At 72.8% G+C, this 12602-nt stretch carries 15 protein-coding genes; 11 read left to right on the forward strand and 4 right to left on the reverse strand.

The genetic code is table 11. The features are described 5' to 3' along the window. Positions 1-15: 15 nt before the first annotated feature. Positions 16-729: a hypothetical protein gene (locus FV234_RS00115; RefSeq protein ID WP_147761402.1), complete on the forward strand. Its 714-nt coding sequence runs from the start codon at positions 16-18 to the stop codon at positions 727-729. 13 nt (positions 730-742) lie between these two features. On the opposite strand, the gene FV234_RS00120 is transcribed toward FV234_RS00115, so the two are convergent. Together FV234_RS00120 and FV234_RS00125 are read right to left on the reverse strand one after the other, a co-directional pair. Beyond that, a complete protein-coding gene (locus tag FV234_RS00120; protein WP_147761401.1) occupies positions 743-1330 on the reverse strand; it encodes a histidine phosphatase family protein in 588 nt (195 codons plus the stop codon). Positions 1331-1376: 46 nt separating this feature from the next. Next, positions 1377-1772, reverse strand: a complete 396-nt coding sequence (locus tag FV234_RS00125) for a VOC family protein (RefSeq protein ID WP_147752930.1) — start codon at positions 1770-1772, stop codon at positions 1377-1379. Between the two features lie 156 nt (positions 1773-1928). On the opposite strand from FV234_RS00125, the gene FV234_RS00130 reads away from it, so the two are divergent. The 8 genes from FV234_RS00130 to FV234_RS00165 all read left to right on the forward strand — a co-directional run bounded on the left by FV234_RS00130 (position 1929) and on the right by FV234_RS00165 (position 8886). Further along, positions 1929-2867: a glyoxylate/hydroxypyruvate reductase A gene (locus tag FV234_RS00130; RefSeq protein ID WP_147761400.1), complete on the forward strand. Its 939-nt coding sequence runs from the start codon at positions 1929-1931 to the stop codon at positions 2865-2867. A gap of 195 nt (positions 2868-3062) precedes the next feature. Further along, a complete protein-coding gene (locus FV234_RS00135; protein WP_147761399.1) occupies positions 3063-3782 on the forward strand; it encodes a response regulator in 720 nt (239 codons plus the stop codon). Positions 3783-3789: 7 nt separating this feature from the next. Beyond that, complete coding sequence (locus FV234_RS00140) at positions 3790-5175, forward strand: ATP-binding protein (protein WP_147761398.1); 1386 nt, start codon at positions 3790-3792, stop codon at positions 5173-5175. A gap of 68 nt (positions 5176-5243) precedes the next feature. Further along, positions 5244-6110, forward strand: a complete 867-nt coding sequence (locus tag FV234_RS00145; RefSeq protein ID WP_147827771.1) for an NAD(P)-dependent oxidoreductase — start codon at positions 5244-5246, stop codon at positions 6108-6110. 143 nt (positions 6111-6253) lie between these two features. Next, positions 6254-6577 carry an XdhC family protein gene (locus FV234_RS00150; protein ID WP_147761396.1) on the forward strand — a complete coding sequence of 108 codons (324 nt, stop codon included), beginning with the start codon at positions 6254-6256 and terminating at the stop codon, positions 6575-6577. 2 nt (positions 6578-6579) lie between these two features. Further along, positions 6580-7281, forward strand: coding sequence for an XdhC family protein (locus FV234_RS00155; protein WP_147761395.1), 702 nt, complete (start codon positions 6580-6582; stop codon positions 7279-7281). Next, a complete protein-coding gene (locus FV234_RS00160; protein WP_147761394.1) occupies positions 7278-8303 on the forward strand; it encodes a molybdopterin-binding protein in 1026 nt (341 codons plus the stop codon). Before FV234_RS00155 ends, FV234_RS00160 begins: the two co-directional genes overlap by 4 nt. Beyond that, positions 8296-8886: a nucleotidyltransferase family protein gene (locus FV234_RS00165; protein WP_147761393.1), complete on the forward strand. Its 591-nt coding sequence runs from the start codon at positions 8296-8298 to the stop codon at positions 8884-8886. The genes FV234_RS00160 and FV234_RS00165 overlap by 8 nt, the downstream gene beginning before the upstream one ends. Before the next feature lie 67 nt (positions 8887-8953). On the opposite strand, the gene FV234_RS00170 is transcribed toward FV234_RS00165, so the two are convergent. Together FV234_RS00170 and FV234_RS00175 are read right to left on the reverse strand one after the other, a co-directional pair. Continuing rightward, positions 8954-9094 carry a DUF2256 domain-containing protein gene (locus FV234_RS00170; protein ID WP_147761458.1) on the reverse strand — a complete coding sequence of 47 codons (141 nt, stop codon included), beginning with the start codon at positions 9092-9094 and terminating at the stop codon, positions 8954-8956. A gap of 74 nt (positions 9095-9168) precedes the next feature. Beyond that, positions 9169-10035, reverse strand: coding sequence for a formyltransferase family protein (locus tag FV234_RS00175; protein ID WP_147761392.1), 867 nt, complete (start codon positions 10033-10035; stop codon positions 9169-9171). Positions 10036-10227: 192 nt separating this feature from the next. Between FV234_RS00175 and FV234_RS00180 the strand changes: the two genes are divergently transcribed. Beyond that, positions 10228-10962, forward strand: a complete 735-nt coding sequence (locus tag FV234_RS00180) for an SDR family oxidoreductase (RefSeq protein ID WP_147761391.1) — start codon at positions 10228-10230, stop codon at positions 10960-10962. Positions 10963-10967: 5 nt separating this feature from the next. Continuing rightward, the gene (locus FV234_RS00185) at positions 10968-12602 is read left to right on the forward strand and encodes a cryptochrome/photolyase family protein (protein ID WP_147827772.1); all 1635 of its coding nucleotides are present in this window, start codon (positions 10968-10970) and stop codon (positions 12600-12602) included.

Consider the following 12602-nt stretch of genomic DNA (forward strand, 5'->3'; position numbering starts at 1 on the left):
GCTCGAAGGTTTCGCATGGCAGGGTTCGACCACATCCTGAACTGGCGGCTGCTCTCCGGCTCGCACCCGTTTCCGGGGCCCGACGGCGGCACCTGCATCAACGAGGCCGCCCTCGTCGCCGCTGGCCTGCCCTATCGCGCGATCCGGTCCAGCGACGACTGCCCGCCCTGCTTTTCGCGCCCGCTCGCGGCCTATGCGCTCGGCCTCAACGACGCGATGCCGGACGCCGAGCGCCACCGGCTGATGGCCTTCGTCCTGCGCCTGTCGGGATCGGCCGACCTGCCCGCGGTCGAGATCGAGCGAACGGTGTTCCTGGCGCTGGCGAGCATCCGCCGCCTGCTGCCGCCGCTGCTGGAAAAGGCCGGGCTCGTCGACCTCGCCGTCCTTTGCGCCGCCGCGGGCGACATCGACGAGGCGCTGGCCGCCGCGCGCTCGGCCGCATGGCAAGGCGGCGCGCGGGCGCAGGCCGCCTCGGGGCGTCAGGCCTGGATCGCCGGGGCGCTGGCGGCGGCGGTCTCGCGCACGGCGACCGCGGCGATCCGCGCCGCCGACGACCCGCGCTGCGCCGCCGAGATCGCCGAGGGTGCGGCGGCGTTCGTGCCCGGCGCCTGGAGCCTGGCGGTCGACATCCTCGACGACGCCTTGGGGATCGGGCGTCAGGCGCCGGACGTGGACCTCATCGCCGCCCGGGGCCGCCTCGATGCCGCGCGGGCGGTCGCCCACGCCTGAGCGGCGCCGCGCCTCAGGCGGCTGCGGAGGCCGCGTCCAGGTCGAGCTCCACGGTCTCGCAGTTGTCGAGCCAGATCCCGGTCAGGTGGAAGAAGAACGTGCCGTGGCCGACCACCGCGATGGTCGCCTCCGGACGCGCCCGCAGCCATTCGCGGAAGCCGGCGACGCGCTGGTCGAACAGGTGCCGCGGCTCGACAGGATGCCGGCCGTCCTCGACGCCCTCCTCGGCGTGCCACCACACCTCGGGAAGGTGCCCGACATCGAGATGCGGGAATTCCGCCGCGATCTCCGAGGCGACCCGGCCGACGTCGCAGCTGCTCTCCTGGCACTCCCGGTGCAGCACCTCGACCAGGATCTTCGGCTCGGCCGGATGGTCGGCGAAGGCCAGCGCCGTGGTCTCGATCGCCCGTGTCAGGGGCGACACCACCACGAGGTCGAAGGGGATCTCGGCCAACGCCGCCCGCGCCGCGCGCGCCTGCCCCTGGCCGCGCGGGGTGAGGCGGGCGTCGCGGTGGTCGGGATCGCGGCCAGTGGCGCGGTGGGCGGCGTTGAAAGTCGATTCGCCATGTCGGAGGCAGACGATGCGGGTCGGGCCGTTCATGCGGGTCAAAGGTCTCATCGGTTCGGGCGAAGGATCAGGACAACAGTCAGGCGAAGCGGCCGCCGCGCTGGATCACCTCGATCTTGTAGCCGTCGGGGTCGGTGGCGAAGAAGAACGTCCCGAGTTCGGCGTCGCCGTGCTTGAGGGTCTTCACGTCGGTGGCCGGAAGCCCCTCGCGGGTGAAGCGGGCATGCTCGGCTGCTAGGTCTTCAACCACCACGGCGACGTGGCCGTAGCCGTCGCCGAGGTCGTAGGCCTTGGTCCGGTCCTTGTTCACCGTCAGCTCGATCTCGAACGGCGAGTCCGGCGCGCGCATGTAGACCAACGTGAAATCCGGGAAGTCGAAGCGGTCGGACACCCCGAGCCCGAAGGCCGTCTCGTAATAGGCGACGGAGCGCGTCTCATCGCGGACGCGGATCATCGCATGGACGGGCTTGGCCATTCTTCGCTCGCGGCTGGCAAGGTTCTCGGGTCTCCCGGACATGTGGCGCGATCCTCCGGTATGGAAAGGGCAGAAGCCGTGCGCCCCATCGCTGGCAGCCCCGCGCGCTTGCCGTAGAAGGCAAGGCGACCCTGCCGACCGATCGAGGCGCTCCGCATGACCGCTCCCATCCTGCTCGCCACCAGCCAGCCGCCCGACGAGGAAGCCGCCTGGCGCGAGGCGCTGGCCCGCGCGATGCCGGACGAGCGCCTCGTCACCGCCGCCGACGCCTTCGACCGGTCGGCGGTCACCATCGCGATCGTCGCCAACCCGCCGCCGGGGGCGCTCGCCGGCCTGCCGGCCCTAGCCTGGGTCCACAGCCTGTGGGCCGGGGTCGAGCGCCTGTTGCAGGACGCGACGCTACCGCCGGTGCCGGTCGTCCGGCTCGTCGATCCGACCCTGGCCCGCGCGATGGCCGAAACCGTCGCGGCGGCCGTGCTCGCCCTGCACCGCGATCTTCCCGTCTACGCTGCGCAGCAGCGCCGGCGGGAATGGCGCCAGCATCCGGCCCGCGCCGCCGGGCAGCGCCCGGTGGCGATCCTCGGCATGGGCGAGATGGGTCGCGCCTCGGCGGCGCTGCTGCGCGGGCTCGGCTTCCCCGTCCGCGGCTGGAGCCGGTCGGGCGCCGCGATGCCGGGCGTCGCCATGCATGCGGGCCGCGACGGCCTCGCGGCGGCGCTGGACGGCGCGGCGTTCCTGGTCAACCTGCTGCCGCTCACGACCGAGACGCGCGGCATCCTCGATGCCGACGCCTTCGCGCGGCTGGCGCCGGACGCCGGCGTGATCAATTTCGGGCGCGGCGCGCACCTCGTCGAGGCCGACCTGTGGCAGGCCCTCGACGCGGGGCAGGTCGGGCATGCGGTGCTCGACGTGTTCACGCAGGAGCCGCCGCCCCCGGAACACCCGGCCTGGACCCGTCCGGACGTGACCGTCCTGCCCCACGTCGCGGCGCCGACGGACGAGGCGTCCGCGGCCGCGGTGGTCGCAGCCGCGGTGGCGGCCTTCCGCAGCACCGGGCAGGTGCCGGCGGGCGTCGACAGAACCCGCGGGTACTGAGGGCGGCGCGCGCAAGCTCTCGCGCGATGTCGCTGCGTCGTCGTCTTGCGCGCGCGAAATGCACGTCGCCAGGGGAACCGGCGGAAACACCCCGTTACAAATTTGCTGCCGGGACCCGTCTTCGATTGTCGCCCGTCCCGGGCCATAAGGGGTGGCGAAGTCCCGTCGGGACGTGACCGAAGACGACCGCCGCCGATGAACGCGCCCGCCAACCCGCACATCCTGATCGTCGAGGACGACCGCGAGATCGCGAACCTGGTGGCGCGCTACCTGCGCGGCAACGCCTGCCGCGTGACGCTGGCCGGCGACGGCGCCGAAATGGACCGCGCGCTCGTCGACGGCCGGGTCGACCTCATCGTCCTCGACCTGATGCTGCCGGGCGAGGACGGCCTCAGCCTGTGCCGCCGCCTGAGAGAGAATTCCGCGATCCCGATCCTGATGCTCACGGCCAAGGCCGAGGAGATCGACCGTATCGTCGGCCTCGAGATCGGCGCCGACGACTACCTCGCGAAACCCTTCAACCCGCGCGAGCTGCTCGCGCGCATCCGTGCCGTCCTGCGCCGCACCGGCAACGAGGTGGCGGAGGAGGAGGGCGTGCGCCGGATGCACTTCGTCGGCTGGACGCTGGACGTCTCCCTGCGGCAGGTGCTGAGCGCGGAGGGCGCGCGCATCTCGATCACCGGCGCGGAGTTCGACCTGCTCCACGCCCTGTGCCTGCGCCCCGGCCGCGTGCTTTCGCGCGACCAGCTCCTCGACCTGACGCAGGGGCGCAGCGCCGGCCCGTTCGAGCGCAGCATCGACGTGCTCGTCAGCCGCATCCGCCAGAAGATCGAGCGGGATTCGCGCAATCCCGAGATCATCCGCACGATCCGCTCCGGCGGCTACCTGTTCACGCCGGACGTGACCCGGTCATGAGGTTCACATGAGCTTCGGTGGCATCAGGGCGCGGTTGCGGCCGCGCAGCGTCGCCGGGCAGATCGCGCTCCTTGTCGTCGCGGCGATCGTCGTCGCCCACGCGGTCGCGACCACGGCCTTCGTGCTTCTGCGCGAGCCGTGGCGGCCGGACGACCACCCCGGCGTCGCGGCCGGCCGCCTCGCGATCGTCGCGCGCCTGCTCGACTCGGCGGCGCCCCAGGACCGTGCGACTCTCCTCGCGAACGCGGCCCGCAGCGTGCCGAACCTCCAGATCGCCCCCTGGAGTGAGGCCGCGCCGACGGACGACGGCTCCGACCGTCCGGTCGTCCGCCGCCTGCGGAACGGGTTCGGCCGGGCGCTCACCGTGGTCGACATCGGCACGCCCGAGATCCGCAAGGCGGGCTACCTCCGGCTCGGTATCGCGACGCCGAACGGCGCGCGGCTGCAGGCGAGCCTACCGGACGACCCGCTGCGCCCGCCGCACGAGGGCGCGATTATCTTCACCGTGATCTTCCTCGCCCTCACCCTGGCCCTGCTCTCGGTCTGGGCGACGCGGGCGCTGACGGCGCCGCTGGCGCGGCTCGCGGGCGCGGCCGAAGCCTTCGGCACCGGCGACGACCACGCGGCCCTGCCTGAAGCCGGCCCGCAGGAGGTCATCGCCGTCTCGCGCGCCCTCGACCGGATGCGCAACCGGGTGCGGCGCCTGATCGACGACCGCACGCAGATGCTGGCCGCGATCAGCCACGACCTGCGCACCCCGATCACGCGGCTGCGCCTGCGCGCGGAATTCATCGACGACGATCACGCCCGCACCATGACGCTGCGCGACCTCGACCAGATGAACGCGCTGGTCGAGGCGGCCCTTTCCTTCGTCCGCGACGGGCAGGGCGGCGCGGCGGGCGCGCGGACGCTCATCGACCTCGCCTCGGTGGTGCAGACCGTCTGCGACGGCTTCCTCGACGTCGGCGCCGACGTCGCGGTGACGCAGAGCCGGCACGTGCTGGTGCGCGGCCGGCCGGACGAGCTCGAGCGCGCGATCACGAACCTCGTGGACAACGCGGTGAAGTACGGCGGCGGCGCCCGCCTCGCCATGGAGCAGACGCCGCGCGGCGTCCGCATCGTCGTCGGCGACACCGGCCCCGGCATCCCGGATTCCGAGCGCGACGCCATGCTGCAGCCGTTCGTGCGCGGCGACCGGGCGCGCAACCTCAACGACGCCAGCGGCTTCGGCCTCGGCCTGTCGATCGTGCTCGCCATCGTCGAATCGCACGACGGCTGGCTGACCCTGACGAACCGCCCCGAAGGCGGCCTCGCCGCCGCGATCGAGCTGCCGCTGGCAGCCGCCGTCGCGCCCGAGCGCATCGAGACCCGGATCGCCGCCGCAGCGGAATGAGCGACGCGGCCTGCATCGCAGGCGCGCGAGCGGCGTTGAGGCCGAGAGGCATCGAAAGGCAGCACAGCATGGACGTCGGTTTCATCGGGCTCGGGCGCATGGGGCGCGCCATGGCGGCCAAGCTCATCGAGGCCGGGCACACGGTCCGGGTCTGGAACCGCTCGCCGGGCGTCGCGCAGGAGATCGTGGGCGCCACGCCGGTAGGAACCGCGGCCGAAGCGTTCGCGGGCGACGCCGCCATCACCATGCTCTCGGACGACGCCGCCCTGCGCTCCGTGATCGTCGAGGGCGGCTTGCTCGACGGCGCCGGCCGGCCGGGGCTGCACCTGTCGATGAGCACGATCTCGGTCGCCCTGGCGCAGGAACTCGCGGCCATCCACGCGCGGGCCGGCATCGCCTATGTCGGCGCCCCGGTGTTCGGGCGGCCCGACGCGGCCGCGGCCGGCGCGCTCAACATCGTCGCAGCAGGCGATGCCGCGGCGATCGAGCGCGCGGGTCCGCTCCTCGACGCGATGGGCACGAAGACGTGGCGTTTCGGCACCGAGCCGCATCAGGCCAACGCCGTGAAGCTCGCCGGCAACTTCATGCTGGTCTCCGCCATCGAGGCGATGGGCGAGGCCGCCGCCTTCGCCGAGGGGCACGGCGTGCCGGCCGCCGACCTGCTGACGATGCTCACCGGCACGCTGTTCGCCTCGCCGGTCTACAAGGGCTACGGCGCCTCCATCTCGGCGAGCCGCTACGAGCCGCCGGGCTTCGGGCTCAGGCTCGGCGCCAAGGATATCGGCCTCGTCCTCCGCGCGGCGGAGGCGGCGAACGTGCCGATGCCGTTCGCCGGGGTGCTGCGCGACAACCTGATCGACGCGATCGCGCATGGCGACGGCGACAAGGACCTCGCGGCGCTGGCCACCGTGGCGACCCGGCGCAGCGGGCGCTGAGGCTCGCGCCGTCCCTCACTCCGCGCGACTTCGCCGTCGCCGGCGCCTTGCGCCCGGCCCGCGATGCCATACCTGAACCGTGCGGCCCGCGGATCGGGCTCTCGCACCCACGGGCCGACGCGCGGCCTTGCCGAGGCACGCCGATGATCTCGACCGAATCCGACATCCTCAACACCGCCGCGGCCTGGCGCCGCGACGGCCGCGCGGTGGCGCTCGCCACCGTGATCGAGACCTGGGGCTCGGCTCCGCGCCCGGTCGGCAGCCACCTCGTCGTCGACGAAGACGGCAACTTCCTCGGCTCGGTCTCCGGCGGCTGCGTCGAGGGCGCGGTGATCACCGAAGCCGCCGACGCGATCGCCGACGGCAAGCCGCGGGTGATCGAGTTCGGCGTCGCCGACGAGACCGCGTGGCGGGTCGGGCTCTCCTGCGGCGGTCGTATCCGCATCTTCGTCGAGCGGATCGACTGACCATGCGCGCCGACATCCTGGAAGGCTTGAACGCCGAGCGCGCCGGACGCCGCGCCGCGATCCTCGTCACCGATATCGCGGACGGCACGCAGCGCCTGGTGCGGGAAGCCGACATCGCCGGCGACGCCCTCGCCGAACCCCTCGGCCGTCACCTCGCCGCCGGCCGCAGCGGCCTGATCGAGGCCGGCGGCCGCACGCTGTTCCTCACGGTGCAGGTGCCGCCGGTCCGCCTCGTCGTGGTCGGCGCGGTGCACATCACCCAGGCGCTTGTGCCGATGGCCGCCGCCCTCGACCTCGCGGTGACGGTGATCGACCCGCGCACCGCATTCGCCAGCCCGGAGCGCTTTCCCGGGGTCGAACTGGTCGCGGATTGGCCTGAGGCAGCGTTCGGCGGCGCGGTGCCGCCGCTCGACCGCTACTGCGCGCTCGCCGCGCTCACCCACGATCCGAAGATCGACGATCCGGCGCTCAAGGCGGCGCTGTCTGCCGAATGCTTCTACATCGGGGCCCTGGGCTCGCGGAAAACCCACGCGGCGCGGGCGGTGCGGTTGATCGAGGCCGGCTTCTCCGAGGCGCAGATGGCGCGCATCCGCGCGCCGATCGGGCTTGCCATCGGTGCCGTGAGCCCGGCCGAGATCGCGCTTTCGGTGTTGGCCCAGGTGGTCGCCGCCCTGCGGCGGGCGCCGCGCGAGGCGGCCTCGTGAAGTTCGGGCCGGTTCCGGTCGAAGCGGCCCTCGGCCTGATCGCGGCCCACACCATCAAGGCCGGCGGCGCGACCCTGCGCAAGGGCCGGACGATCCTGGCCGAGACCGTGGCCGGGCTCGAAGCCGAGGGCGTGCGCGACCTCGTCGCCGTCGCCCTCGAACCCGGCGACGTCGGCGAGGACGCGGCCGCTGAAACGCTGGCGCGGCACCTCGCCGGCGCCGGCCTGCGCAGCGAGGCGCCGTTCACCGGGCGCTGCAACCTGTTCGCGAACGAAGCCGGCGTGCTGGTGGTCGATCGCGCGGGCATCGACGCGGTCAACGGCGTCGACGAGGCGATCACCGCCGCGACGCTGCCGCCGTTCAAGCCCCTCGTCGCCGGCGAGATGGTCGCGACCATCAAGATCATCCCCTACGCGGTGGCGGGAGACGCCTTGGCGCGCGCCTGCGCCGCCGCGTCGCCCGGGGCGCTACGGGTCGCACCCTACCGTCGGCGCCGGGTCGGGGTGGTCTCGACGCGGCTGCCGAGCCTCAAGGAGACGACGATCGACGGCACGCTGTCCGCGCTCGCCGCGCGGCTCGCGCCTACGGGTGCGGAGATCGTCGCCGACATCCGAGTGCCGCATTCCGCCACCGTGGTCGCCGACGCCCTGTCCGCGGCGATCGACCAGGAAGGCGCCGACCTCGTCATCGTGTTCGGCGCGTCCGCCATCGCCGACCGGCGCGATGTCATCCCGGCCGGCATCGAGGCGACCGGCGGCGCGGTCGTCCATTTCGGCATGCCGGTCGATCCCGGGAACCTGCTGCTGCTCGGCGCGTGCCGGGACGTGCCGGTGATTGGTGCGCCCGGCTGCGCCCGCTCGCCCAAGGAGAACGGCTTCGACTGGGTGCTGCACCGCCTGCTCGCCGACCTGCCCGTCACCCGCGCCGACATCGTCGCGCTGGGCGTCGGCGGCCTCCTGATGGAGATCGTGTCGCGGCCCCAGCCCCGGTCCGGCGAGCCGAGCGCGGCCGACGATGCCTGAGGCTGCCGTCGGCGCCGTCCTGCTCGCCGCCGGGCGCGGGACGCGGTTCGGAGCCGAACCCAAGCTGCTCGCTCAACTCGACGGCAAGCCGCTGGTGCGCCACGCCGCGGACGCCGCGCTCGCGGCGAAGGCCCGCCCGGTCGTGGTGGTGCTCGGCGCCCATGCCGCGGCGGTGCGGGCGGCGCTCAACGGGCTCGACGTGGCGTTCGTGGAGAACGCCGCCTTCGCCGACGGCCTCTCGACCTCGTTGCGGGCCGGGCTCGCCGCGTTGCCGCCCGGGACCGACGCCGCGGTGATCCTGCTCGGCGACATGCCCCGGGTGACGCCGGGGCAGATCGATCGCCTCGTCGCCGCCTACCGCGCGGCGCGACCGGCGCCGGCCGCGATCGCGCCGGTGGTCGAAGGGCGCCGCGGCAACCCTGTCCTGCTCGACCGGCGGGTACTCGCCGACGCCCTCGCAGGCCTGTCAGGCGACCACGGCGCCGGCCCGTTGCTGAAGGGCCGCATCGACGTGCTTGAGGTTCCGGGCGAGCCCGGAACGGCCCTCGACGTCGACACGCCGGACATGCTGGCACGCCTCTAGATTCTTGTCGCTGCAAAGGGTCTTCGCGCGCATCGCCATCGGTCGCGGTTAAAGACGCCTTGAGCGCTCAGGCCTTCTTCGCCTCGCTTCGACACCGATCCGAGCAGTAGCGAACCTCGTCCCACACCCGCTCCCACTTCTTGCGCCAGGTGAAGGGGCGCCCGCACTGCGCGCAGATCTTCGTCGGCAGGTCGCCCTTGCGGACCATCTTGCCCGAGCCGTTCTTGCCCGAGCCGTTTTGGCCGGCCTCACTATTGTCTCCGCCGCGCCGCGCCATCCCCGTCATCGTCCGATCTGTTCGGCCTCGGCGACGCCCACCGGCGACCAGCGCGTGATCTGGATGAAGCCGTCGCGGGCCGCGACCACCACGTGGCGCCTGTGGCGGTGGACGACCGTGCCGGGCGCATGCTTGTGCGCCTCGCGCCAACCCGCGGCCTCGGCGACGTAGACGCGGGCGTCGCCGAGGCGCGCCAGCGTCTCGATCGTGCCGAAGGCCCGCACCCGGCGCAGGATCGCGGCGACGTCGGCGCGGAAGTCGAGGGTGCGGTCGACGTCGCTGGCGCGTGCCCAGTACGAGCCGTCGCCCTGCGGCTCGGGCCGCCGCCACCGCGCCGGCAACTCGCGCCCGAGCGGCCCGATGGCGAGGCGCTGCGCCGCCATCTGGCACTTGGCCAGCAGCGTCTCGTGGTTCTCCAGCGTGTCGAGCGGGAACAGGTCCTGGGCGAGGATGTCGCCGGTGTCGAAGCCGTCCTCGGCGAGCACATGGGCGGTCACGCCCCAGGTCTCGAAGCCCTCCTCCACCGCCCGGAACAGCGGGTAGGGGCCGCGCCCCGTCGGCAGCGGCGAGGGGTGAATGTTCAGCCCGAAGGCGGCGCGGGTGCGCCACCCGGTGATCAGCCAGGGATAGCCGGCGACGACGAGCGCCCAGTCGCGCCCGTGGGCGGCGTTCAGCGCATCGAGATCCGACGCGCGCAGGCGCGAGAGCTGGATCGGCACCCGCAGCTGGCGGGCGCGCGCCACCACCACGTCGTTGTGATCGTAGAGGCCGTCGCAGGGGCGGGTGAACAGCTTGATCGGTGTCCAGCCGGCCTCGATCAGGCCCTCGAACACGCCGCCGAGGAAATCGATGCCGGCGAAGGCGAACTTCATGGGCCTGGATTCTCCGGCTGTCCCAACGGGATGCGACCTTGTGGAACGGCCGCGCCGACCGCCGCCGACTCCCCCCTCCACCACGATGCCTTAACTTCATCTTGCCGAACCGTCTCCACCGACAAGGGGCGTTCGGCGCCAAGGGACGTTCTGGGCCAATGGACGTTCTGTGCCATGGACGGGGGAGCGAGCATGCGACGGGTTCTGATCTACGGCGGCACCGGCGGCATCGGCCGGGCGACGGCGGACGCCCTCCGGCACCGCGGCTTCTGCCTGCACCTCGCCGCGCGCGACCGCAGCCGGCTGGACGCCGCCGCGGCGGAGCTCGGCGAGACCACCGTGACGGCCGGCGACGTGACCGACCCGGACTTCTTCGCGCAGGCGACGGCGGAGGCCGGCGACGCCCTCGCCGGGCTCGTCTACGCGGTCGGTACGATCAACCTGCGCCCGCTCGCTCGCCTGACGCGGGCGGATGCCGAGGCGGATTTCCGCATCAATGCCCTCGGCGCCTTCTCAGCGATCCAGGCCGCGGCCGGCGCGCTCAAGGCCGGCGCCGGCGAGGCGGGCGCGGGCGTCGTGCTGTTCTCCACCGTAGCGGTGGCGCAGGGCTTTCCGGCGCATGCCTCCGTCGCGATGGCGAAGGGCGCGGTCGAGGGCCTCGCCCTGTCGCTGGCCGCCGAGCTCGCGCCGCACGTGCGCATCAACGTGGTGGCGCCCTCGCTGACCCGGACGCCGCTCGCGGCCGCGATCACCGGCAACGCCACCCTGGCGCAGGGTATCGCGGCGATGCATGCGCTCCAGCGCCTCGGCACCCCGGAGGACATCGCGGGGCTCGCCGCCTTCCTCGTGTCGGCCGAGGCCGGCTGGATCACCGGGCAGATCATCGGCGCCGACGGCGGCCGCTCGATGTTGCGGACCAAGGGCTGAGGCGCTTGGCTCCACAAAAGTCGGCCCCGCGAAAGTCCCCTCGCGCCAAGACCCTGCGCTTCGTCCTCGGCGACCAGCTCAACCGCCGCGTGTCGAGCCTCGTCGACCTCGACGACGGGGACGTGGTGCTGATCGTCGAGGTGATGGCGGAGGCGACCTACGTCCGCCACCACAAGCAGAAGATCGCGTTCCTGTTCTCGGCGATGCGCCACTTCGCGGTCGAGCTCGAGGCCGAGGGCATTGCCGTCGACTACGTCCGCCTCGACGATCCCGGCAACACGGGCAGCTTCACCGGCGAACTCGAACGCGCGGCGGCCCGGCACGCCCCCACGCGGGTCGTGGTGACGGAGCCCGGCGAGTGGCGCGTCTGGGCGATGATGCAGGACTGGCGCGACGACCTCGCCGTGCCGGTGGAGATCCGCGACGACAACCGCTTCCTGTGCCCGCGGCGCGAGTTCGCCGACTGGGCCGGCGACCGGCGGGCGCTGCGCATGGAGACGTTCTACCGCGGCATGCGCCGCCGCACCGGGCTGCTGATGGACGGCAAGGAGCCGGTCGGCGGCCAGTGGAACTTCGACGCCGACAACCGCAAGAAGCTACCGAAGAACCACGCGGTGCCGAACCGCCTGCGCTTCGCGCCGGATTCGACGACGCGCGAGGTCTTCGCCCTCGTAGAGCGCCACTTCGCAGGGCATTTCGGCGACCTCGACGGCTTCGGATGGCCGGTGACCCGCGGCGAAGCCCTCGACGCCCTGAAGCACTTCATCGCCGACGGGCTGCCGACTTTCGGCGACTACCAGGATGCGATGAAGGCCGGTGCGCCGTTCCTCTACCACGCGCTGATCTCGCCACCGCTCAATACCGGCCTGCTCACCGCGGAGGAGGTGTGCCGCGCCGCCGAGCGCGCCTACCGCGAGGGCGCCGCGCCCCTCCATTGCGCGGAGGGCTTCATCCGTCAGATCCTCGGCTGGCGCGAATACGTGCGCGGCCTCTACTGGGCGCGGATGCCGGCCTACGCCGAGACCAACGCGCTCGATGCGACACGCGACCTGCCGTGGTTCTACTGGTCGGGCGAGACCGAGATGAACTGCCTGGCGCAGGTCGTGTCCGAGACCCGGGCGCACGCCTACGCCCACCACATCCAGCGCCTGATGGTGACCGGCAACTTCGCTCTGCTTGCCGGCCTGGCGCCGGCCCAGGTCGAGGAATGGTACCTCGTCGTCTTCGCCGACGCCTACGAGTGGGTCGAGCTTCCCAACGTCCACGGCATGGTGCTGTGGGCGGATGGCGGCGTGATGGGCTCGAAGCCCTACGCGGCGTCGGGCGCCTACATCAACCGGATGTCGGATTACTGCGGCGCCTGCCGCTACGACGTGGCGAAGAAGGCCGGACCGGACGCCTGCCCGTTCAACTACCTGTACTGGAACTTCCTGATGGCCAACGCCGACCGGCTCGAGGGCAATCCGCGCCTCGCCATGCCCTACCGCTCGCTCGCCAAGATGACGCCGGCGCGCAAGGCCGAGATCGCATCCGATGCGGCCTCGTTCCTCGACGGCTTGAGCGCGGACGCGCCGTCCGCGTCACGTGCGATTCCCGATGAGGCCGGTAGGCGCTCGAAGGATCAGCTCCGCATCTTCTGA

The sequence above is a fragment of the Methylobacterium sp. WL8 genome (assembly GCF_008040045.1).
GTDB lineage: Bacteria > Pseudomonadota > Alphaproteobacteria > Rhizobiales > Beijerinckiaceae > Methylobacterium > Methylobacterium cerastii.